This is a genomic window from Nocardioides taihuensis, assembly GCF_042657275.1.
Lineage (GTDB): Bacteria > Actinomycetota > Actinomycetes > Propionibacteriales > Nocardioidaceae > Nocardioides > Nocardioides taihuensis.
On the sequence record NZ_JBHSKD010000015.1, the window covers coordinates 78,173 to 100,583 of the forward strand.

19 protein-coding genes, 1 other RNA gene and 1 pseudogene are annotated in these 22,411 nt (G+C 70.1%); 10 read left to right on the forward strand and 11 right to left on the reverse strand.

What is annotated here, in order from left to right; genetic code table 11:
• Positions 1-296 precede the first annotated feature (296 nt).
• Together ACFPGP_RS13650 and ACFPGP_RS13655 are read right to left on the reverse strand one after the other, a co-directional pair.
• Complete coding sequence (locus ACFPGP_RS13650) at positions 297-1,097, reverse strand: MBL fold metallo-hydrolase (RefSeq protein WP_378590978.1); 801 nt, start codon at positions 1,095-1,097, stop codon at positions 297-299.
• A 117-nt stretch (positions 1,098-1,214) separates the two neighbouring features.
• Positions 1,215-2,168 (reverse strand): alpha/beta fold hydrolase, encoded by a 954-nt coding sequence (locus ACFPGP_RS13655; RefSeq protein ID WP_378590980.1) that lies wholly within the window; start codon positions 2,166-2,168, stop codon positions 1,215-1,217.
• 61 nt (positions 2,169-2,229) lie between these two features.
• Here ACFPGP_RS13655 and ACFPGP_RS13660 point away from each other — a divergent pair, with 61 nt between their 5' ends.
• The 4 genes and pseudogenes from ACFPGP_RS13660 (at position 2,230) to ACFPGP_RS13675 (ending at position 7,340) form a co-directional block, all read left to right on the forward strand.
• Positions 2,230-4,956 carry a helix-turn-helix transcriptional regulator gene (locus tag ACFPGP_RS13660; RefSeq protein ID WP_378590982.1) on the forward strand — a complete coding sequence of 909 codons (2,727 nt, stop codon included), beginning with the start codon at positions 2,230-2,232 and terminating at the stop codon, positions 4,954-4,956.
• Between the two features lie 103 nt (positions 4,957-5,059).
• Positions 5,060-5,884 (forward strand): annotated as a pseudogene (locus ACFPGP_RS13665) (alpha/beta fold hydrolase).
• Positions 5,885-5,913: 29 nt separating this feature from the next.
• On the forward strand, positions 5,914-6,747 hold the full coding sequence (locus ACFPGP_RS13670; RefSeq protein ID WP_378590984.1) for an alpha/beta hydrolase: 834 nt from the start codon (positions 5,914-5,916) through the stop codon (positions 6,745-6,747).
• A gap of 53 nt (positions 6,748-6,800) precedes the next feature.
• Complete coding sequence (locus ACFPGP_RS13675; protein ID WP_378590986.1) at positions 6,801-7,340, forward strand: winged helix-turn-helix transcriptional regulator; 540 nt, start codon at positions 6,801-6,803, stop codon at positions 7,338-7,340.
• A gap of 127 nt (positions 7,341-7,467) precedes the next feature.
• On the opposite strand, the gene ACFPGP_RS13680 is transcribed toward ACFPGP_RS13675, so the two are convergent.
• Both ACFPGP_RS13680 and ACFPGP_RS13685 read right to left on the reverse strand, forming a co-directional pair.
• Positions 7,468-7,887 (reverse strand): hypothetical protein, encoded by a 420-nt coding sequence (locus ACFPGP_RS13680; RefSeq protein WP_378590987.1) that lies wholly within the window; start codon positions 7,885-7,887, stop codon positions 7,468-7,470.
• A gap of 221 nt (positions 7,888-8,108) precedes the next feature.
• Entirely contained in the window at positions 8,109-9,830 is a 1,722-nt protein-coding gene (locus ACFPGP_RS13685) for a SulP family inorganic anion transporter (protein WP_378590988.1), read from the reverse strand.
• Positions 9,831-10,008: 178 nt separating this feature from the next.
• On the opposite strand from ACFPGP_RS13685, the gene ACFPGP_RS13690 reads away from it, so the two are divergent.
• Both ACFPGP_RS13690 and ACFPGP_RS13695 read left to right on the forward strand, forming a co-directional pair.
• Positions 10,009-10,674 (forward strand): hypothetical protein, encoded by a 666-nt coding sequence (locus ACFPGP_RS13690; protein ID WP_378590990.1) that lies wholly within the window; start codon positions 10,009-10,011, stop codon positions 10,672-10,674.
• Complete coding sequence (locus tag ACFPGP_RS13695) at positions 10,665-11,630, forward strand: DUF1254 domain-containing protein (protein ID WP_378590991.1); 966 nt, start codon at positions 10,665-10,667, stop codon at positions 11,628-11,630. The genes ACFPGP_RS13690 and ACFPGP_RS13695 overlap by 10 nt, the downstream gene beginning before the upstream one ends.
• Positions 11,631-11,794: 164 nt before the next feature.
• Here the strand turns inward: ACFPGP_RS13695 and ACFPGP_RS13700 are convergent, their stop codons facing one another.
• Together ACFPGP_RS13700 and ACFPGP_RS13705 are read right to left on the reverse strand one after the other, a co-directional pair.
• Positions 11,795-12,478, reverse strand: a complete 684-nt coding sequence (locus tag ACFPGP_RS13700; protein ID WP_378590993.1) for a DedA family protein — start codon at positions 12,476-12,478, stop codon at positions 11,795-11,797.
• A gap of 323 nt (positions 12,479-12,801) precedes the next feature.
• Positions 12,802-13,665: a hypothetical protein gene (locus tag ACFPGP_RS13705; protein WP_378590995.1), complete on the reverse strand. Its 864-nt coding sequence runs from the start codon at positions 13,663-13,665 to the stop codon at positions 12,802-12,804.
• Between the two features lie 405 nt (positions 13,666-14,070).
• Between ACFPGP_RS13705 and ACFPGP_RS13710 the strand changes: the two genes are divergently transcribed.
• Complete coding sequence (locus tag ACFPGP_RS13710; protein WP_378590997.1) at positions 14,071-14,709, forward strand: hypothetical protein; 639 nt, start codon at positions 14,071-14,073, stop codon at positions 14,707-14,709.
• 157 nt (positions 14,710-14,866) lie between these two features.
• Here ACFPGP_RS13710 and pepN read toward each other — a convergent pair whose 3' ends face one another.
• Positions 14,867-17,320 carry an aminopeptidase N gene (gene pepN / locus ACFPGP_RS13715; protein WP_378590999.1) on the reverse strand — a complete coding sequence of 818 codons (2,454 nt, stop codon included), beginning with the start codon at positions 17,318-17,320 and terminating at the stop codon, positions 14,867-14,869.
• A gap of 277 nt (positions 17,321-17,597) precedes the next feature.
• Between pepN and ACFPGP_RS13720 the strand changes: the two genes are divergently transcribed.
• Positions 17,598-18,017: a PPOX class F420-dependent oxidoreductase gene (locus ACFPGP_RS13720; RefSeq protein ID WP_378591001.1), complete on the forward strand. Its 420-nt coding sequence runs from the start codon at positions 17,598-17,600 to the stop codon at positions 18,015-18,017.
• An 89-nt stretch (positions 18,018-18,106) separates the two neighbouring features.
• Here ACFPGP_RS13720 and ACFPGP_RS13725 read toward each other — a convergent pair whose 3' ends face one another.
• The gene (locus tag ACFPGP_RS13725; RefSeq protein WP_378591003.1) at positions 18,107-18,496 is read right to left on the reverse strand and encodes an ester cyclase; all 390 of its coding nucleotides are present in this window, start codon (positions 18,494-18,496) and stop codon (positions 18,107-18,109) included.
• Between the two features lie 114 nt (positions 18,497-18,610).
• On the opposite strand from ACFPGP_RS13725, the gene ACFPGP_RS13730 reads away from it, so the two are divergent.
• Positions 18,611-19,081, forward strand: a complete 471-nt coding sequence (locus ACFPGP_RS13730) for a GNAT family N-acetyltransferase (protein ID WP_378591005.1) — start codon at positions 18,611-18,613, stop codon at positions 19,079-19,081.
• A 586-nt stretch (positions 19,082-19,667) separates the two neighbouring features.
• Positions 19,668-19,913 carry a hypothetical protein gene (locus tag ACFPGP_RS13735; protein WP_378591007.1) on the forward strand — a complete coding sequence of 82 codons (246 nt, stop codon included), beginning with the start codon at positions 19,668-19,670 and terminating at the stop codon, positions 19,911-19,913.
• Between the two features lie 219 nt (positions 19,914-20,132).
• Here ACFPGP_RS13735 and ssrA read toward each other — a convergent pair.
• The 3 genes from ssrA to ACFPGP_RS13750 all read right to left on the reverse strand — a co-directional run bounded on the left by ssrA (position 20,133) and on the right by ACFPGP_RS13750 (position 22,311).
• Positions 20,133-20,503, reverse strand: a transfer-messenger RNA (tmRNA) gene (ssrA, locus tag ACFPGP_RS13740).
• 78 nt (positions 20,504-20,581) lie between these two features.
• The gene (locus tag ACFPGP_RS13745; RefSeq protein ID WP_378591009.1) at positions 20,582-21,631 is read right to left on the reverse strand and encodes a PNPOx family protein; all 1,050 of its coding nucleotides are present in this window, start codon (positions 21,629-21,631) and stop codon (positions 20,582-20,584) included.
• Positions 21,632-21,678: 47 nt separating this feature from the next.
• A complete protein-coding gene (locus ACFPGP_RS13750) occupies positions 21,679-22,311 on the reverse strand; it encodes a maleylpyruvate isomerase family mycothiol-dependent enzyme (RefSeq protein WP_378591011.1) in 633 nt (210 codons plus the stop codon).
• Positions 22,312-22,411: the final 100 nt, after the last annotated feature.

Genomic DNA, 22,411 nt, shown 5'->3' on the forward strand with positions numbered 1-22,411 from the left:
CCACCGGGACAACGCTGCGCGCACGGCGCTGGCGCGCCTCCTCAACCACCGAGAGACGTTCACGAGGGCTGGCTCCCGGCGGGGCGATCCACCGGGACCGGCGATCCTGCGAAGAGTTCGCGTTGCTTCTGCGAAGACCTCGTGTTGTGGGGTGTTCGCAGATCCTCGAAGCAGCAGGTCAGACGTGCCAATCCACGAAGCCATCCCACCTCCAGCACCCATGGGGCGCAGGATCTGCACCCACGCGTGGGGGCAACCGAGAGCTTGATGGGCCGGGCGGTGGCTGAGTCTGCGGGTCAGAGGTCCTGGGTGTGCCCGATCTGGAGCCACCGCAGAGTCTCGCCCACCCCGGACGGTGCGCTGTCGAAGACCGTCCGAAGATGAGCCTCGGGCTCGGCGAAGTGTGACCAGCCTTCGTAGTGGACCGGCACGGTGACGCGTGGCCTGAGGCGGCGCACGAGGCGGACAGCGTCGTGGCTGTTCATGGAGTAGCGCAGGCGACCGGTGACCGGGAACTGCACGCTGCCCAGGTGGGCGAGGAGGATGTCGACCTCGAGGCGGTCTGCCTGGTGCAGGAGGCGGCGGGTCAGGACGGTGTCGCCGGTCATCCAGACGGCGACCTGCTCCCTGCCGCCGAGGGTGAGCGCGAAGCCGATGACGGGTCCGGCGACGGGCCGGCTCAGTGGGGGACCGTGCCTGCAGGGGGTCGCGAGGACCTGGAGGTCGCGCAGGCCGGCCCTCGTCATGCTGGTCCGCTGGCCGGGTCGCAGTCCGCGGAGGTCAGCCTGCCCGGGTAGCTGTGCGCGGAGGCGGCGTTCTCCTGCGCGGGTGGTGATGACCGTGGCTGCGGTGGGCAGGAGCGCGCGTCCGGCGTCGTCGAGGTTGTCGGCGTGGTGGTCATGGCTGACGAGGACGACGTCGGGACGGCCACCGAGGTCGGCGGCCTCGAGGGCGGGGCCGGTGACCTTCGTCGAGGAGGTGCCGAGACCGAAGGCGTAGGTCCTGCCGGGTGGGTCGAACGTCGGGTCGGTGAGGATGCGCCAGCCGTCGAGCTCGATCAGGACGGTGGGCCCGCCCAGGTGCGTCAGGCGTGTCATGACCGTGCCTGCGGACGGCGGGCGCGGATGCGTGGCCTGTGGGTGTGCGTGTGCATGACGTCGCCTTCTTCGGTGCGGACGCCCGGGCCCCGTGGATGCGGGGCCCGGGCGGGCGGCTCAGCCGCGGGCGGCCTGGCGGATGAGGCGGGTGACCACGCCGGGGTGGCTCATCATTGCGACGTGCGAGCTGTCGATCTCGACGGTGGTCGAGTCGGCGCGTTCGGCCATGGCGCGCTCGGCCTCGGGCGGGATGATGCGGTCCTGGGAGGCGACGAGGTACCAGCTCGGGATGTCCTCCCATGCCGGCGGGCCGGAGGGCGTGAGCAGGGCGGCGAGGGCGCCGGGGCGCTGGGAGGCGGCCATGAAGCGGGCGGTGTCGCGCGGCAGGTCCTGGCAGAACAGGCGCCGGAACCAGACGGGGTCGATGTAGGCGTCGGCGTCGCCGTCGCTGGCGCCGGGGAAGGGTCGCACGACGAGGTGGTCGGTGACGTCGGTGTGGCCTCCGCCGAGGGTGTTGGCGGCGGCGACGCTCTCGCCCTCGTCGGGTGCGTAGGCGGCGACGTAGACGAGGCTGCGGACGTCGGGGTCGCCGGTGGCGGCGTTGGTGATGACGGCGCCGCCATAGGAGTGGCCGACAAGGACGATGGGTCCTTCGATGGTGTCGAGGAAGTCCTTGAGGTACGCGGAGTCGTAGGTCGGGCCGCGCAGCGGGTTGGAGAACGCCAGGACCGGGTAGCCGGCGTTCGTCAGGCGGGTCGCGACGGCCTGCCAGCCGCTGGAGTCGGCGAACGCGCCGTGCACGAGCACGACCGTGGGCCGGTCACTCGCGCCGCCGGCGCCTGCGGCAGCGCCGGATGCGGCACGGGTGGCCGCAAGGTGGGCACGCTCGGCGGGTGCGGCTTGGGCGCCGACGGCGGCGAAGGAGCCGGTGGTGACGGCGAGCAGCAGTGCCGCAGAGGTCACGACACGGCGCTGGGTGGCGATGCGGTGGATGGCGATGCGGAGCATGTGGTCCTCCTCGGGGCGGTGGTTGCCCTCGATCGTGGGGGCGACGTTGCGGGTCCGGACCACGTGAACCTCGTAGTCGTCCGCCCTTGCCGTTCCTGACTAGAGGTCACTACAGTCAGCCGACATGGGCAGGTTGGGTCACCTGCTGGGTCGAGACGTCGAGCAACGTCGGGTCCTCGATGTGTTGGGTCTGGCACGCAACGGGCGCGGCGGCGCCGTGGTCATCACCGGCGAGCCGGGCATCGGCAAGACCACGGTGCTGGAGGCGACGACCGGCGACCCCACCGGCATGCAACTGCTGCGCGTCGATGGCTACGAGGCGGAGTCGACGATCCCCTTCGCCGCGGTGCACCGGTTGACGATCCCGTTGCACGACCACCTCGACGGGCTCCCTGAGCGGCACCGCGAGGCGCTGCTCGTGGCCAGCGGCGCCCGCGGGGGCTTCCCGCCCGACCGGTTCCTGGTAGGTCTGGGCGTGCTGGGCATGCTGGCCGCCGCCGGTGAGCGGCGCCCGCTCGTCTGCGCGGTCGACGACGCGCACTTCCTCGACCCGGAGTCGCTCGACGTGCTCGCTTTCGTCGCGCGCCGGCTCGAGGCTGAGTCCGTCGCCGTGGCCCTGGTCGGCCGCAACACTCAGGGGCTGCTCGCCCGCACGGCCGGGGTGCCGACGCTGCTCCTGGCCGGTCTCGAGACGGAGGCGGCGGTCCGTCTCCTGGACGCCAACCTGCCTGAGCCCATGGATCCGGCCGCGGCGGCCCTGATCGCGGCCGCCACCGGCGGCAATCCGCTCGCGCTGGTCGACCTCGCCAACGAGTTCAGCGTCAAGCAGCTCACCGAGTCGAGCATCGCCGCCGAGCCGATCCCCATCGGGACGCACCTCGAGGCGTTCTACGTGCGGCGGGTGCGCCAGCTGGCTGCGGACACCCAGACCTGGTTGTTGGTCGCGGCCGCGGACTCCACCGGCAACGTCGACCTGATCACGACCGCCTGCGAGGCCCTCGGCCTGCCGGACGGTGCTAGCGACGAGGCCGAGGACGCCGGCCTGATCGAGCTGGGTCGCGACGTGCGTTTCCGTCACCCCCTCGTCAGGTCGGCCGCCTACAACGCCGCGCGCGGCGGACAGCGCCGTGGCGCTCACGCCCGGCTGGCGGCGGCGGCCGACGCGCTCGGTCTGGTCGAGCTCGAGGCCTGGCACGCGGCCAAGGCCACGCTGGGCACCGATGAGGGGGTCGCGGCCCGGCTGGAGCGCGTGGCAGATCTGGCGGGCAGCCGAGGCGGGTTCACCTCAAGTGCCAGCGTGTTGGCGCAGTCCTCGGCGCTCACCCCCGAGGGTTCGCTGAAGTACGGCCGGCTGGTGGCCGCCGCTGAGGCGGCACTGGCGGCCGGAGCGGGACAACTGGCGAAGTCCCTGCTCGACGACATCGACGAGGACGCGGTCGACGACATCTCCCGGGGCCGGATGATCGCGGTACGCGCGACCCTCGCCCTGTTCCTCGCCGACCCGGCCGTGATGGAGGCCGGCGCCCAGATGCTGGCGGCCGCCGAGTGCTTCCACGGTGCCGACGCCGAGCGTGAACAGCACGCGTTGATCAAGGCGTTCGAGTACACCCTGCCGGCCGAGCGGCTCGCTCGCGGGGCCACGCTGCCGGAGCTGGGCAGCAGGATGAGCAAGGGCGCCGAGGCGAAGGGCGGCCTGTCTGCCACCGTGCTCCGTGGGCTCGCCGCCCACGTCCTGCTGCCGTACGCCGATGCGGTCCCAGCGATGCGCGAGGCCGTAGCAGCCATCGCCGACCTTCAGCCCGAGGAGATGCTGCTCTACGGTCCCGCCAGCGTCGCGCTCACCACTGGCCTCTGGGACGCCACCACGCGCCACGACTGCCTGCGGCGGACCGCGGACGCCGCCCGCGACGCAGGCTCGCTACAGCTGCTGGACACCACGCTGTGGATCATGTCGCTGGCCGAACTCAGCGGCGGCACCCCTCGGCGGGCCACCGAGTACATCGACCAGGTCCGCGAGCTGCGGCGGGCCATCGGCTACGACGCCGAGCACGTCATCAACGTCGCCCTGCTGGCCTGGGGCGACACTCCTGTCCCGCAGGTCGAGGCCATCGCCGAGGGCGCTGGAGCGCTCGGCTTCGGCGGCGTCCAGGCCTCCGGGGTGGCGGCCCTGGCGGTCCGCGACCTCGCCGAGGGCCACTACGACGCGGCGTACCAACGCCTCAAGCCGCAGGTGGAGGACCCGTTCCTCCAGGTCACCCCGCTGACCCTGCCCGACTTCGTCGAGGCAGCCTGCCGCAGCGACCGCGCGGGCGAGGCGAAACCACATGTCGCGTCGCTGCACCGGATGGCCGACGCGAACGGGTCGCCGTGGAACCGCGGAGTCGCGTTGCGCGGTCAGGCCCTCCTGGCCGATGACGACGCGGCAGAGGGCGCCTTCCGCGGTTCGCTCGATCTGCTGGAGGCCGCGGGTACCGAGCTCGACCTGGCCCGCAGCCACCTGGTGTACGGCGAGTGGCTGCGCCGGAACCGACGTCGCCGGGACGCCCGAACCCACCTGCGCGCCGCCCTCACCAGCTTCGAGGCCAACCGGGCCCCGTGGTTCGCGCGGCGGGCCGATGCCGAGCTGCAGGCCATGGGCGAGCACGCTCCGTCCTCCGGGCCGCCCGCGGGAGTCGCGGACCTCACGGCCCAGGAGCTGACCGTGGCCCGTCTCGCTGCGGAAGGCAGCACCAACGCTGAGATCGGCGCGTCAATGTTCCTCAGCCCGAACACCGTTGACTACCACCTGCGCAAGATCTTCCAGAAGCTCGGCATCTCCTCCCGCAGGCAGCTCAGCGACAGGCTGGGCTGACCCGCCCTCGCCCACGGGCGGGCTGACAACTACGAGGCACACGTGGTCCGCCCACGTGGCACGCCGGTGGAACCTCGGACCAACCCGAACCGAGGAGGAACCCATGCCCTTCGTGACTGCCGACGACGGCGCCGAGATCTTCTACCGCGACTACGGAGGCGGTGGCTCACCGGTCCTGCTGAGCCACGGCTGGCCACTGAACTCCGACGCCTGGGAGGCCACCGCACGCTTCCTGGCCGAGCACGGACACCGCGCCATCGCCCACGACCGCCGCGGCCACGGCCGCTCCAGCCAGACTTGGCACGGCAACGAGATGGACACCTACGCCGACGACCTCGCCTGCCTCGTGGACGCCCTGGACCTCACCGGGATGACCCTCGTGGGCCACTCCACCGCCGGAGGGGAGATCGTCCACTAGGTCGGGCGTCACGGCAGCGCTCGGGTCGCGCGCCTCGTGCTCGTCAGCGCCGTTCCCCCGCTGATGCTGCAGACCGACGACAACCCCGAGGGCCTGCCGGCAAAGGTCTTCGACGACCTCCGGGCGGGCGAGGCGGCCAACCGCTCCCAGCTCTACCGCGACCTCGCCGATGGCCCCTTCTTCGGCCACAACCGCCGCGGCGACATCGCCCAGGGCTTCCGCGACGCCTTCTGGCTGCAGGGCATGGCGTGCGGCCACCGCGCCGCCTACGAGTGCATCGCCGCGTTCTCGGCCACCGATTTCCGGCCCGACCTCGCCGCGATCGACGTGCCGACGCTCGTCATCCACGGCGACGACGACCAGATCGTGCCGATCGAGGTCGGCGGCCGTCGCTCGGCGGCCCTCATCGACGGTGCCCAGCTGGCCGTGTACGAGAGCAGCGGCCACGCGCTGCCCGACACCGACCGCGACCGGCTCCACGCCGACCTGCTCGCCTTCATCGATTCCTGACCCACGACCGCTGCAACCGAGGAGACACCATGCACGCCACACCCGACACCGTCGTCCTGGTCCACGGACTCTGGATGACCCCCCGGTCCTGGGAGGGCTGGGTCGACTACTACACCGCCAAGGGCCTGAACGTCATCGCACCCGCCTACCCCGGGTTCGACATAGAGGTCGAGGCCCTGCGCGAGGACCCCGACGTGATCGCCCGCCTCACCGTGCCCGAGACCGTCGACCACCTCGCCGCCGTGATCGAGTCCGTCGAGACGCCGCCGATCATCATCGGGCACTCCTTCGGCGGCACCCTGACCCAGCTCCTGCTGGCCCGCGGCCTCGGCTCGGCCGGCGTCGTCATCGACTCCGCCCCCACCGAGGGTGTCCACGTGAGCCCGCCCTCGCAGGTCAAGTCACTGTTCCCGGCGCTGAAGAACCCCGCCAACCGGCACCGCGCCGTCGGCTTCAGCCCCGAGGAGTTCCACTACGCCTTCACCAACACCCTCACCGAGGAGGAGTCGAAGAAGGTCTGGGACCGCTACGCCATCGCCGCCCCCGGCAACTGGGTGTGGGCCTACGGCCTCATCGCCAACTTCAAGCCCGGCCACCAGGAGACCTGGGTCGACTACTCCGCCGACCGGGCGCCACTGCTGTTCATCGCCGGCGGGAAGGACCACATCATGCCCGCGGCCGTGAACCGGTCGAACGCCAAGCACTACAAGAAGTCCCCGGCCGTCACGGACTTCCACGAGTTCGAGGATCGGGACCACTGGACCTGCGGCGCCCCCGGGTGGGAGGACGTCGCCGACCATGCCCTCGACTGGGCGCTACGCCACGCCACCGCCCATCCCAACCAGGCGTCCACCGGCTCCTGAGCGGTTCGGCTGTGACCCCGGGACTGGGACAGTCCCGGGGTTAGAGTCGCCACGTGCCCATCACGCTCGAAGGCGCCCTCGCCCTGCGCGGCAACGAACCGATCGGCCGCTACTGCCCCATGGAGCGCACGCTCCAGGTGATCGGCACCCGCTCGGCGATCATGGTGCTGCGCGAGGCGTTCTACGGCGCCACCCGCTTCGACGAGTTCACCGCACGCACCGGTCTCACCGACCGCACCACGGCCGCGCGGCTGCGCGACTTCGAGCGCGCCGGCATCCTCGAGCGACGCGCCTACCGTGAACCAGGACAGCGTCGACGGCACGAGTACGTCCTCACCGGCACAGGCACCGACCTGATGCCCGTCCTGCTGGCCCTGCTGCAGTGGGCCAACAAGCACGACCCGCCGCCGTACCCGCCGGAAGTGCGGCACCACGGCTGCGACCGACCCGTGCGTGTTGTCGCCCAGTGCGCGGACGGACACGAGGTGGAGCCCAACGACCTCACGGTTGCCGCGGATGGCCCATTCGGACTGTCCACACCGACCTCCCTTGCGGCCTGGGACCCGCCGGCGGGGTCGGTCGTCGACGCCTGACCGTTGCAGCGCCCCAAGGCTGGACATCACCCCGCTTGTCCAGGCTCACGCTGGCTGGCCGACACACGACTTCCCGCCCGACTTCGCGGCGTCAGGCGGCTGGGTCGAGGGCCCCTGCATCAGAGCATCAGGCCATCAGGTCCTCATGGGCTGGACGATCGCGCCTCGTGGAACGCATCGGCGAGCGTGATGATGACGCCTTGACGTCGGGGCCGTCGCGCCCACACCTCCACGAACGCACATCCAGCGCCCGCAGCCGGTTCGACCAGAAGTCGCAGTCGACGTCCAGAGGGACGGGCACATGGCCGAGGTCGAGCTCGCTGCCACGCCCCAGAGCCGCACCGACGGTGTCGGTGCGGCTCTCGTTCACGAGGGCTGGCTCCCGGCGGGGCGACCCGCCGGGACCGGCGATCCTGCGAAGAATTCGCGTTGCTTCTGCGAAGACCTCGTTGTTGTGGGGTCTTCGTGGATTACATACCTGCAGGTCAGGCCCTGCCATCTGCCACTCGAGATCACGGTCCGCACCCATCAGCTTCAGAATCAGCACCCGTGCTTTGCAGTCCATCTGGCTGGTGGGGCCCGAGCCGGATCAGCGAGCCCGCGGGCCGGGTCGTCGAGACGGAGCCCGACATCCGCGCCGCAGCGCTGACGAACCGTCGTGGCTCGTACGAGGGCACCACAGGTCCTGAGGCCGGGGCCACCGGTCGACCTTGTCCGCCACTGGAGCACGCCGACACCTGTCAGCTGATGGCCCGGGCCGGACCGCGCCTACGCGCCGGGTTCGCGGTGGGCTGGCGCCGCGGCGACCGCCTCGTCGACGGTGTCGTACATGGCCTGGAGGACGTCCTGGTCGGCACCCGCGCGGCGCAGGACGTCGCGGACCTGGCCGATCCCGTTCGCGATGAGCAGGGCGACGCCGTCGCGCCGCAGGTCACCGGCGAGCTGGGTCAGCATCTCCGTGGCCGAGACGTCGATGGCCGGCGTGCTGGAGGCGTCCAGGACGACGGCCGAGACGGTGGGGGTGACACGGTCGCGGATGGCGGCGCGGACGTTGTCGGCGTTGGCGAAGAACAGCCCGGACTCCACGCGGACGACGAGGACGTCGTCGCGGACGGGGAGCTCGGGGTGGCGTGCGGCGTCCACCCAGATGTGGTCGCGGCCGTCGGTGGTCGCGGTGCTCGCCAGGACGGCGACCTGGGGACGTGACGCGCGGTAGAGCAGCAACAGGATCGAGACGACGATGCCGATGGCCAGGCCCGGCAGCGTGTCGAAGATGAGCACGCCGCCCAGCGCGGCGACCGCGGCGATGAAGTCGGCGCGGGCCGCCCAGCCGTAGATCCGGCCGAGGTGCCCGGTCCAGACGCGGTAGAGCCGGACGAGGGCGGGGATGTTCACCAGCTCGATGACGGCGGCGATCACGATGGCGGCGAGGGTGGCCTCGGGCAGGTTCTCGAACAGGCCGGTGAGGAACAGCAGGGTGATGATGGTGAGCGAGGCGGCGGTGAGACCGGACATCTGGCTCTTGGCTCCGGCGTTCACGTTGACAGCGGTCTTGGCCAGGGTGCCGTTCACGACCATGCCGGCGGTGAGCCCGGCGCCGATGTTGGCCGCGCCCACGCCGATCAGCTCGCGGTTCGCGTCGATCTCGCGGCCCTCCCGGGCCGCGTACGACTTCGCGGGGCCCAGGCCCTCGACGTAGCCGAGGAGCAGGATGCCGGCCGCCGCCGACACCAGTCCGAGGTAGTCGGAGAGGCCGAACCCGCCGGGCACGCCGACGGTGGGCAGTCCCGCCTCGATCGGGCCGACGGTCGCCACGCCCCGGTCGGCGAGGTCGAGCAGCGGGACCGCGACGACTCCGAGCAGGACCGCGACCAGCGACCCGGGCACCCGCGGCAGCCAGCGTCGACAACCGAGCACGACCACCAGGCTGAGGAGCCCTACGACGAGCGTCGCCGCGTTGGTGTCGGCGAGGTGACCCAGCAGGCCGACGACCTGCTCGAAGAAGTCGCCGGACTCCTTCGGCACGCCGAACAGCGCCGGCAGCTGGCCGGCGATGATCGTCAGCGCGAGACCGACGACGAAGCCGCGGAGCACGGGTTCGGAGATGAACGAGGCGAGGAACCCCATGCGGCACAGGCCCGCGGTGACGCCCAGGACGCCGGTGACGATGGCCAGCATGGCCGTGATGGCGACGTAGTCGCCGGAGCCCGGTCTCGCGTAGACGGCGACGATGCTCGCGGAGAGGGCGGCGGTGGCGGACATGGTGGCCACGACCAGGTGGTGGGAGGAACCGAGCGCGGCGTAGAGCACCAGCGCTGGCACCGCGGCGTACAGGCCGACGACCGGAGGGACGCCGGCGATGGTCGCGTAGGCCAGCGACTCGGGCACGAGCACGGCCCACACCGACATGCCGGCCAGCAGGTCCGCGGTCAGCCACGGCCGGCGGTAGCCGCGCAGCGACGCGAACAGCAGCGGGCTCCCCGCGGGCATTGATCACCGCCGTTCCAAGGTCGACCATGGACGCCGGTCGGCGTCCGCGACGCACACGAGGCGCGCCGGTTGCGTCGCGCGGCGCCCTGTGCCAACCGATGATCTCGTCGGGGTCGGCTGGGCGTCTCACCCCTGCAGGGTGAGTGCGGGGCGAGTCGAGTGGTCGTACGTTCCACGCATGACCGAGACGGCGATCCGGGTAGACGGCATGCGCGCGTATCCGCAGGGAGAGCTGTTCCTGTTGACGCGAGGCGAGGACGGGTTCGACGCGCTGGTGTACAACACCACCGGGTGCGGGCCGTGCCCGGACGAGGAGTTCGCGGCGATCGACGTCGAGGCACTGGCTGCGGAGCAGGGGTGCGACCTGGTGTGGAAGAACCCGCGCCGGTTCTGGATGATGGACGCGCTCACGATCGACCTGGTCGGTGAGCCGGCCACGTTCGGTGGTGTGCCGTTCAACCTGGTGGCCAGGATGCACATGCCCGCCGGGTTCGACCCGGGTCGGGACCAGTCCGCCCTCGCCTACCGGCCCACCCAGATCCACCGCAACAGCGTGTACGAGTTCGTCGCCGGGAAGCCGGTTCACCTGCTGCGGTCCCCCGACGAGGTCACCTGGGTCATGCAGACCTTCACCGACCACGCCGCCCACGACCTGACCGAGGCGACCCTGCCGTCGCTGGGTGAGAAGCTGGCGCTACCTGAGGGGTGGCGGTTCCGGACCGTGACGCTCCCCCAAGACCTGGTCATCACCACCACCGGACTGGCGAACATCGTGCCGGACGACCTGGCGAACATGTACCAGGGCCTCATCGACGGCGTCGGCAACATCGACCCGTGGACGTGACCGCTCCCGGGAGCACCGCGATCACGGTCAGCGTCGACAACTTCGTCCAGGCCGAGACCGCCCGGACGATGGCGAACCTGATGGCCGGCGGCGGCGGCATCAACCGCTTCCACCACGTCCGGTCGCCCACTCCGCTGGACCACCAGACCGTCATCCGCATGAACCGCGACACCCTGTACAGCTTCGCGGTCGTGGACCTCGCCGACGGTGCCACCGTCACCCTCCCCGACAGCTCCGGCCGCTACCTGTCCGTCGCCGTCGTCAACGCCGGCCACTACGTGAACCGGGTCCTGCACGACCCCGGCGAGCACCGGCTCGAGCTGGCCGAGCACGGCACCCGCTACGTCGCCCTCGTGGCGCGAATCCTCGCCGACCCCGCCGACCCCGCCGACGTGGCGGCGGCGAACGCCGTCCAGGACGGGCTGAGCGTGACCGCGGGCTCGGCTGTGCCGCTCACCCTCCCGGACTACGACCGGGCCTCCTTCGACGGCGTGCGGGCCGCCCTGCTCGACCTGGGGCGGTTCGTGGACGGCACGACCGGCATGTTCGGCCGCAAGAGCGACACCGACCCGGTGCGGCACCTCATCGGCACCGCGATCGGTTGGGGCGGGCTGCCCGACAGCGAGGCCCACTACCTCACCGTCAACCCCGGTCTTCCGGTCGGCGAGTACCGGCTCGTCGTCCGAGACGTGCCGGTCGACGCGTTCTGGTCCATCTCCGTCTACAACGCCGACGGCTTCTTCGAGGCCAGCGACGAAGGCGGCTGCAGCGTGAACCAGTTCACCGCGTCGACCGAGCCCGACGGCTCCGTCGTCGTGCACCTCGGCGGCTGCGGCGACGGGCGCCCCAACTGCCTGCGGGTCATGGACGGCTGGAACTACACCGTCCGGCTCTACCGGCCCAGACCCGAAGTGCTCGACGGCAGATGGCGCTTCCCCGCGATCGAAGCGATCTGACTCCGACGACGTGAGGGTCACACACACGCGCTCCGGCTCGGGCCACCGATGAATTCGACCGCTCCCGCGAACGGCAACGCAGCCGCATCGTGGCCGCCACCGAGACCGGAATGCCTGGCGCGAGAACCGGGTGGCTGACTGCCGACTCCGAAAAACCCGGCGCCCTACGGCATCGGCAGGTCTGGCTGCGCCGCGACCTGGGCTCGACGGTGCCGAACGGTGGCGAAGACCACCGCGATCGCGACGGTCGTGACCAGGCCGGAGATGACCACCGACGCGAGAGGATACTCGCCGAGGTTGAGGCCGATCTTGTAGGCGAGGACACACGTGTAGGTGCTCCACAGTGCCCCGCTCACGGCCGACCAGGCCAGGAACCGGCGGTACCTCATCGTGGACAGACCCATCGTGGCGTTGACCACGAAGCGCAGCCCCGGCACGTACCGTCCACCGATGATCAGGACCGGGGCGCTGGAGTCGATGATCTCGAGTGCCTGGGCGACCTTGGCGTTGGCCTTCGCCCGCTCCAGCTGGGGCCCGACCCGGCGTGCGGACCGTCGGGCGATCCAGAAGAGGGCTGAGTCGCCCACGATCGCACCCAGGGCTCCCGCCACGATCACGGGCCAGAGGTCGAGGGCACCTTGAGCTGCGGCGGTGGCTGCAGCGTTGAGCGTCGTCTCGCCGGGGAAGATCGGCACCACGCCATCGAGAGCGACCAGGGCGAACACGCCGACGTACGTCAGCGCCGGGTTGGCTGCGTCCACCACCGAGAGACCGTCGCCGTCGGCCATGTACGAGATGGCCGCAACCAAGCACAGCAAGGCGACCAGGACGGAGAGGACGACGTACACCTGATGGCGCCTGGACAGTCGCCGCCAGCGACCTCTCCAGGAACTCAGCATGGTCGTCGCCGCATCACCCCAGCATGGTAGGGCTCCCGTCGACGTGGCGGGTCACTCGGTGACTGTACCGACGAGCCAGGGCGCAGACACGCTTCTTGATCACACAGGCTCTTCCCGGCCGTCTGCGCCGATCGGAGTCGCCTCCTCAGCGGGCATCTGCTCCTCGGCAACACAGTCGCTGGCACGCGGCGGAAGGGGGTGGGTCTCAGGCCGGCGCTCGGCTCGCGGGGCGGGCGGGTGGGGCTTCGCTGAAGGAATCAGTCGACGCGACTTCAGTTGGGGGGTGTCGCGGGGTCGAGGGCAGCGGCAAGTCGGCTGGCAATGGCGCTCAGCTCGCGGGAGGGAGACGGCGACGTGCCGGAAGTGATGAGCCGGTCGACCTCCCCGCGGGCCGCGCGGACGGCGTCGCGAAGTTCGGTGGCCCGTCCCCGCCGTGGTTCATCCGGGGCCGAGGACACCAGGCCGGTCAGCTGGTCCTCCAGAGCAGCGACCCGGCCGGCACTGACCTGCCACCCACCCGCGACCTCGGCGACCGACGACGCCTGCTGGAGCTGCGGCAGCAGCTCGCCTGCCAGCCAGCGGGCCTCGGTCACGCTCGAGGCCAGCTCGGCGTCCCACCGGCGGCGGCGCAACGCCCGAGGCAACAGGAGTGCAAGGACCGCCCCAGCCACCGCGAGAGCGGCGAGCACCCACCAGATCCACGGGGGCGTCCCGTCGTCTTCACCGTCACCCTCTGCCTTCTTGTCCTTCCCCTTCTTCCCCGCATCGGTGGCGTCGTCGGTGGGAGTTGGCGAGGAAGTCGCCGTCACCTCGGTCTCGCGGGTGACCGTGGCGGTCGTCGGCTCCGATGTGGGCCCGGAGGTCGTCTCCTCGGATGTCTCCTCGGACGTCGGCTCGCTCGTCGTCTCCCGGGTCGTACTGGATTCAAGCGTCGCGTCCGGCTCGGTGGTCCGCGTCCGACTCGGAAGCGAGGTGGGCAGCGATGTGAGGCCGGTCCTGGTGAAGGACCCCGTGGGCGAGGGCACCGTGATCGGCGAGTCCTCCCCGCATGCCGACAGCGAGGCGGCGACGACCACCGCGATCACGAGGCCCCGCCAGTAGCGGCTGTTCCGGATCTTCTGGCCGACGTCGATCACGCGAACTCCTCCCCGCGAACTCCTCTCACGGGTCCGCGGTCTGCCCGAGTCTGGCACAGACTCTGCGCACCGGCCCTTCGGTCCGGTCGTCGACCTGCGGGCCGTGGGCACCCCGCCGACAGCTCCCTCAGGCAACCCGTCTGGCTCCCTGGCAGGACTCTGCGGGTCGATCCTCCACAAAGCGAGAGCGCGGCGATGGGTCTTCTTCGAAGCACTTCCACATCCACTGGCCGGCCGAGCTGGCCAGTTCGCGGCGGTCTGACGCGGGCGGTCCCCGGGCTCGAAGCCTGATGGCTCCGCCTTCCACCGCGCTCGGACAAAGGACGCTGGAGGTCCTTGGACTCTGGAGGGCGCGTGACGCCCCGGCGAAACTCGATGCATGAGCACGCATGCGAGCTCGCCACCATGAGCGCCGCCGACGCGGCCAGGCTCGGCACTGGGTTGGCCTTCGTCGTCGTGCCACTGGTGTTCGTCTTCGCGTTCGCGACCCATCCTGGGCTGCTGCGGCCGCGGGTCCTGCGTCCAGAGGAGTTGATCGATCGGTCTCGAGGAAGGCGCCTGCTCCATGCCGGACACGGTCTCGTGACCCTCAACGCCGGGTTGATGATCGTCGTGGCGTTGTATCTCGGGAGTGTCGTGACGAGCCACGGCGCCAGCTGGGCAGGCCTCGTTGGCACGGTCCTGGCCGTGCTCGGCACTGTCTGCCTTGCTGCCGACAAGGGCGCCCTGTGTCTGACCATGAGTGCTCTGGAGGGCCTCAGTGACGACGAGTTTGCGGCCGCGAGACCAGCCCTGTCTGCGATCTTCGCGAAGAAGGGGTGGTTGTGGCTGCTGTGGGGCATTGTCTTGATCCCCCTTGGATTCGCTGTGCTGGCCATCGCGGCCCTCGCTTCAGGGGCAACCTCCCCGTGGGTGGCGATTCTCCTGCTCGTGGGGGTGCTGTTCATCGGATTCCCCGACGGCGCCGAGATCGTGAACCTCGGCGCGGCCATCACGATGGCCGCGGGCCTGGTCCCATTCGGTCTGTCGCTGATGATCCAGTAGATCGAGGACCGCGCGGCGGTAGTTTCTGGCCCCCCAGCGAACGGTGACTTACGACCGCCATGCCGCAAGCCCATCGGCCAGGTCCGGGATCTCGAGAGAGCCCGGACCGCGGCGGTATGACGCGCCACCGCCAGCGTGCGTGCGGGCAGGGCCGCCCTCACTCGCGGGCGCGAGCGATCTCGCGTCGACGGCGCCGATCGTTGCGCTCCCGCACTTTCTGTCGCACGACCGGACTGACACCGTCGTCACCGGCGGCATCGCTGAGTCGGTCAAGGAAGCCCTTCTCGCCCCCAACCGCGGGATGGAATGCACCCGCCAGGCTGAGACCCCACATCGTGCCGGAGTCCCCGAACTGTGGAAGGGACTGCAAGAACTTCTCGGCGTAGGGCGTCAACAGATCCTCCTGCGCGGGCCGCCAGAAGGCACACCCGAACTCGTAGAGGAAGTCCGGGGGAATCTTGCGGTCGTCCACCACCGCCTGCCACGCCTGAGCCTTCGCCTCTGCCGACGGCATGGCGGCGCGTGCTCGCGCGGCGTTCATCCAGGCGTCGGGGTCTGGGTCTTCGGCGAGCAACTGCTCGAGGTCGGACTCGTCGAACTGATCAAGCTCGGCGAGCCTGATGAGCCGTCGCCAGCGGAGGTTGGGCTCGGTCGCATGGACGGACAGTGCCTCAAGCTGCGCAGGCGTCGTGGCGCTCTGCGCGAGCCCACGAAGCGCCGCCAGCCGACGGTCCGACCTGTCCGCCAAGGAGATACAGAGATCGGCGACTTGTGAGAGCAGCCGATCGCGCACTGAGGGGGCAGCCCACAGATCTGCCGTGTCAACGAGTAGGCCCAGTGAGGGCTCGATCACCGATTCCGTGGTTTCGCAGGTGAGCACACCCACCCCGCAGTCGACGAACTGCTGGGCGGTCAGCTCGCCGTCGTAGAGCAGGCCCCAGGCCGTTGTCAGGGCGAGTGTGCGTCCCACCGCTGTGGGGAGCTCGCCCCCGCGAGACAACAGCAACTCCAGCGAAGCCGGGTCGGGCTGCACCGACGCGAAGGTCAGGTCGTCGTCATTGACCAGCATCAGGTCAGCGTTGGAGCCGCCATCGATCTTGGTCTCTACGCCGGTCACTTCCACGGACAGCGTCTCGACCAGAGTGAATCCGTCATCCCCGTCGGTGTACGCCCCGATCCGCAGGCGGTGCGGCAGCGGTGCCCGGCCGGCTGGCGGCGTCGCAACCAGGGTCAGTCCGTCATCCTGGCGTTCGAGGGTCAGACGGTCCGTGCCCGAAGTCTCCAGCCAGCCCTTGACCCACCCGGACAGGTCGCGACCACTCGCCGACGCGACCTCCCCGACCAGGTCGTCAAGGGTGGTGTTCGCCCAGGCGTGGTTGCGGAAGTAGTTTCTCAACGCCTGGACGAAAGCGTCCTCGCCGACGAAGGCGACGAGTTGCTTGAGCACGGCCGCGCCCTTGGGGTAGGTGATGGCGTCGAACGTGGCCGCAGCGGTTGCGACGTCGGCGATCTCCTGGCGGATCGGGTGGGTGGTCGGCGCGCAGTCCGCGGCGTACGCCCACGGCCAGTCGGTGGCAAGAATCCCCGCCCACGCGTCGGTGAACTCGGTACAGGCTTCGCCGGCCCACCCGCAGGCCCACTCAGCGAAGGCCTCGTTCAGCCAGAGATCGTCCCACCAGCGCATGGTGACCATGTCGCCGAACCACATGTGCGCCATCTCGTGCAGCAACACAAGGGCTCGAAGCTCGCGCTCGGCGTACGAGGGCGGATCGCGATGGATGAAACGGTCACTCCAGGTGACACAGCCGTAGTTCTCCATCGCACCTCCGAACTCGGGTGCGAAAACCTGGTCGTAGCGCGACTGAGGGAACGGCAGCGCGAACTGATCGCCGTAGAACGCCAGCCCTCTCGCGGTGAGATCGAAGAGCTCCTCGGCGTCGCGCTCCAGCATCGGTGCGAGAGAGCGCCGCACGAAGAGGCCGAGATCGTAGCCATTGCGCGTGCTGCGCAGCTCGACGAACGGTCCGGCGTTGACGACCGGGACGTATGTCGACAGCGGTGGCGTGTCGGCATAGACCCACGTGCTCACACCGTCGACCGTGCTGATCGACGCGTGGCCGGAGTTGCTCGTGACCAACCACCGCTCGGGCCCCAGCACGGTGATGCCGAAGACCGCCTTGAGATCGGGTTGGTCGAAGCAGGCAAAGACCACTCGGGCGTCATCCGGCTCGAAACTCGTCCAGACGTAGACCTCGCCGTCACTGGGGTCCACTGAACGGTGCACGCCCTGGCCTTCGGCGGTACGGCACTGCACCGAGCGCACGACCAGCACGTTGTCCGGCTCGAGGTCCGGGAGCTCGATGCGCCCGTGCGGCGGGGAGCCGTTCGCCAGCGGTTTGCCGTTCAGCACCGCCTCTTCCACCTCGCCCAAGCAGTCGACGAACGTCGTCGCCCCGGACGCGGTGGCCGAGAAAGTGATGGTTGAGGTTGCGCGGAGTTCGTCGCCGGACGCCAGTCCTGTCATGTCGAGCTCGAGGTCGTAACGCTGGACCTCGATGAGCGCAGCGCGCTCGCGCGCCTCCTCTTGAGTCAGACTACGAGGATTGCTCATCTCGGCACGCTATCGCTTCAACCAGCTTTGACACTGAGGATCGGATGCGCGTTCAGGCTTGGGCCTTAGCTGCGGAGTGACGCGGGTGCCGTCGCGCGACCAGCGGCATGTGAGTGCGTCGGTCGAGGTTTCGAGTCGTGTGCCTGAGAACCCCCTATAGCGCGTCCTCAGGCACACGACCCGCAACTTCTCGCGGCCCCATCATAGGCGCGACCGCGCAGTCAGCGGCCTGAGCGGTGCTCGGCTGAGTTCCCGACGGCGGGGCAAGATCGTCCGCATGGAGATCGCAGACGCCCTCGCCGCCGTACGCCGCAACCACCAGGCCGTCCTGGTGACCATCAAGCGTGATGGGAAGCCGCAGCTGTCCAACGTCCTCGCCGGCGTCGGTGACGACGACGTGATCCGGGTGTCGATCACCACCAGTCGCGCGAAGTACGCCAACCTGCGGCGCACGCCGTGGGCGGCGGTGCACGTCGACGGGGACAGCTTCTGGTCCTACGCGGTCGTCGAGGGCGAGGTCAGCCTCTCCGAGGTGGCGGCCGAACCGCACGACGCGGCGACCGACGAGCTGGTCGAGCTCTACCGCTCGCTGGCGGGAGAGCACGACGACTGGGAGGCCTACCGCGCCGCGATGGTTCAGGAGGCGCGGGTGGTCGTGCGGGTCACGCCCACCCACGCCTACGGCCTGCTGCGCTGAGCTGAGCTCCCGCCCAGTCCACTCAGTCGTCGCCGCCCCCAACGCGGCATGAGAGTGCGATAGGACGACTCACCATGGGCGTTGAGCCGTCAGCTCAGTTGTTCATGCAGTGTTGTGAGGTCGCCCAGAACCCATGCCGAGGTGAGTCGGCCCCCGTTGCCGGTGAAGAAGGCAGCGCGGGAGTCGGTGAACCGACGTCCTGTCGGTGCCAGGCCGGCCAGGTGGCCGGTGTGGGTTCCGGTGTAGCGCAGCCTTGCTGCCGCGTGGTCGCCGTCGACAAGCAGGGTGACGATGTGGTTGTGGAAGTCGGATGACCCCGCTCGGACTGCCTCGCGGTAAGAGCGCCATTCGGTAAGGCCTTTGGTCTCCGTGCCCAGAGATCCACGGAAGACGAAGTCTTCATCAAGGAGGTCTTCGATGTCGTCGTCGTCCCAACGGTTCCACAAGTCCTCATAGAACCGTCTGATCAGTTGCTCCACAGCGCCGAGTATGGCGTCCCCGAGCCCGGTGGAGCAGGCACTCTCATCCGCATGTGCGCGAGCGGACAGCGGCATGTGAGGACCTACGCGCTGACTTGTGGTCGACTCTGCGGCATGACCGAGGTGAACCTGCGCCGACTCGGCCCCGGTGACTGGGCGAGCGTGCTCACTTTGCGCGCAGCACCGGAGCAGCAACATCTGATCGCGACCGTTGAGAAGTCGCTCGCAGAGGTGGACGTCAACCCAGCCCTTACCGCGTTCGCCATCTACGACGGCTCGCAACTCGGGTTGCCCGATCCGAAGGCCCCACCCGTCGGCTTCGCGGTCACGGAGGTCGTGGCGTCCGTGGGCTTCATACTGCGCCTGCTGATCGGAGAACAGCATCAGCACCAGGGCTATGGCCGGGCATCGATGGTCGAACTGGTGCGGCGGTTGCGGATGGACCCCGACGTGCAGATGGTCGCCACCAGCCACCGGGCGGACAACGCAGGGATGGAACGGATGTGCGCTGCCCTCGGTTTCGTTCCCTGGCACACGCCCTTCGATCCTCCCGATGGTGAGGTCTATCTCCGACTTCCGTCGTGATCGCTCGACCTCACATCGGCAGGACCGTTCACAATCAGCGGCTTGACCGTCACGCCATGCCGCCGATATCGCGGCAAAGGCCGCCATGAAGATCTGAGAGTGAACCATCACGTCCTGGCGAGTCACTCTGGGCGGATTGCCACGAGGCTCCCACTCGCGCGAGGTCTCGACTGAGGGTTCCACGGAGGCCAGGTACACGGCTCGTCACCACGGCTCGCCCTCCAAGGGAGCAACCCAGTCACCGGTGCGTTGATTGCCCGCCAGCGGAGACCCCGCACTGTCGACGGACGTCCACATCCTTCGACCGCCGGGAGGCGTCTCATGTGCACCACAACCATCACACCGCCCTTGCTTCCGATCGACTTGCCCGACTACGCCCTGGAAACCATCACCGGCACAGACAGTCAGGTTGGTCGTGACTTGCTGACCAACCCCCGGGGTCGAGGACGGGTTTCTCGACGAGCTCGACAGCATCAGCGCAGGAGGGTCAGGCATCGTTCACTCCGACAATGGGCCTTGGAACCCTGGCGCAGAGGATCCCTTCCGGGACGGAGTGGGCCAGCCCTGGAAGCTGCCCAGCACGCGCATGATCGGCGCGTTCGGCCCCGCGTACTTGCACCGGTGCCAGCGAGTGCTCGGAGAGGTGTCCCTCTTCGTCAACACGACCGACTTCGTCGACGACCTGGCGCCCATTTTTCTGTGGATCATCGTTACCACCCGGCACGGCGGCGGCATGCACATCTCGCGCGTCTATCTCTCCCCCGGACCCGCTGAGGAGTACTTCTACCGGACGATCGAGGCCCTCGAGCGAGAGTGTCCCGGCGACTGCTAGCAACTTCTGAGCCGTGAAGCTGCCGCAGCCGACTCCCGATAGAACCCATCTCTGGTACTTCACGAGCCCTCGGGCCCCGGGCACCTGACTATCCCGAGACGCACGCGCCCGGGCGCTCGCGGAGCCTGCAATGCGCACGGCTCCCCGCCACGCGAGGCGTGACAGGGAGCCGTGCCAACTTTTTCGCGAGCGTTCGCCGGTCTATTCGCGAACACCCCGTTGTGGAGCTGGCGGGAATCGAACCCGCGTCCTCGAGCGTCGAACCAGGTCTTCTCCGGGTGCAGTCCGTGGTGTCGCTTTTCTCGGCCCCGGGGCTCGCACGGACACGTCCCCGACAGGCTCAGTCACGGGAAAGTCCCGCTCATCCTCCGTGACCTGGAATGAGCAGCAAGTCTCCTAGTCGACGCCAGGGTCCGGGACGGAGACAGATGCCCGGTCTGACGCTTCGATCACCGCTCAGGCGGCGAGAGCGAAGGAACTGCGCTTAGCGTTGGCAGTTATTGGTTTCCAGCGAGCGTTTACGAGATGACGCTGGCTCCTCGACCCGCTTCCCCTGGAACTGACGTCCCAAGTCGAAACCGATCAGCCCCTCTTGAGTTGTGGTTCCAGTCTAGTGGCCCAACCCCGACGCCCGCGCGGGCATTCCCCGCCGGCTGCCCCGCCCGGCCTCAGTCGGAGGGCAGGACGACGTCGTCCGCGGGCAGGGTGACCAGCACGATCGGCTGGTCGAGGGGCAGGTGGGCGCCCGGGAAGCAGCGCAGGTACGCCGCCCGGGCGCGGCCGTACGGCGAGTCGTGAGGCTCGAGCACGGCGGCGTGGGCGTCGTGCCAGCCGCGCTCGAGCAGCACCCGGACTCCCGTGTCCGTGCCGACGTTGCGCCACCAGGTCTTGCCCGGCGCCCCTCCGGGGACGACGACCAGCCCGTCGGGCCCGAGCGCGAACTGCACGGGCAGGCGGTAGACCTGCCCGGTGCGCAGCCCGGTGACCGCGAGGCCCATCAGGCGGCGGTCGAGGGTGCGGCTGAACGGGCCGCCGAGCACCGCGAGCACCATCCGCCCGCTCGCCGACAGCCCGTCGAGCGACGGCAGGAACCAGCCGGACAGCGCGCCCAGCAGCAGGCCCGCCACGAGCCCGGTCACCGGGCCCACCAGCAGCACCTGCCAGGTGGGCCAGCCGTCGCCGGGCAGGGATGCACCGGCGAAGACCACCACCATCGGCAGCGGCCACGACCACACCGACGCCGCGACCCAGCGCCACGGGTGGCGCACCGCGCCGCGCAGGGCCCAGGCCTGGGCGGCGCCGAGCACCGCGCCCATCACCAGTCCGAGGCCGACAGCCATCGCTGCCATCAGCAGCAGCGGGGGCGTCGCGCCGTCGTCGTCGCCCGACAGCGCCGAGGGCGCCGAGGCCGCGGCCCAGCCGAGGCCGGCGACGACGACCGTGGCCAGCAGGTAGCGGCCGCGGCGCAGGTCGGGTCGCCAGGCGCCGAGCACCCGGGACTGCAGCCAGCCGAGGGCCGTGCCCTCGACCACGCCGCCGAGCACCACGACGAGGAGGCCGACCGCCGGCGAACCCAGGGTCCCCGACCGGTCGGCGAGCGCCGCGGCGGACACGGCGGCGGCGGCAGCCGCCGTCATGCCCACCAGCTCGGCCAGCGCACACGCCCGCACCCACGCGCCGTACGGCGCGAGGGCCGCGCGGATGTGCACAGCCGGCACCACTCCAGACAACACCGATTCCCTCCCGAGCGTCAGGGTCCGAGGTCCTACTCGCGCCTGACCCAGACAGCGAACCTATCGAGGCCGTCCCCGGTGAGTCGCTCCAGGGCGACCGGGCGGCCGGCCATCCCGAGCGCCAGCGCGGCCGCGGGGCCGCGCACCTCCGGGCCGTCGCCGTACGACCAGTCGAGGTCGGTGGCGGCGTAGTGCAGTGCTGGCAGCCCCTTGGCCCGGAAGCCCCGGACCGCGGCGTCGCTGACCAGGAAGTCGAGCGCCGGCCCCCACGGCTCGACCGGCCGCGGGAAGCCGCCCAGCGGCACCGCGATGTCTTCGCGGTGCACGAGGATCTCGGTCCACGGCGCGTGCCAGTCCATCGTGGGCGGCCGGAAGCGGCTGTCGGCGTGCTCGCGCATGATCGCGACCAGCTCCGCGGTCGACAGCCGGGCGCGGGCCTCGACCATCCGCCGGTTGGCGACCCCGAACCGCCCGCCCGCACGGACCATCGCCACCAGGAACTCGCGCGTCGACACCGTCGGCCCGATCATGACGTGCGCCGCGACGTCCTTGACCGTCCACGCGCCGCACAGGCTGCGGGTGGCCCACTGCTCCTCGCTCAGCGACTCCAGCAGGTCCGCGAGCGCACGCCGCTCGGCTGCGACGGTCGCGAAGGGGTCGGCCACAGGAGCGATCCTGCCACCGGCTGTCATCGCGCGGGCCGACTCGCGCGAGGAAGGAGCGGGAGACCAGTCGGGTCCCACGGGGGAGGAACCATGAGGAGGC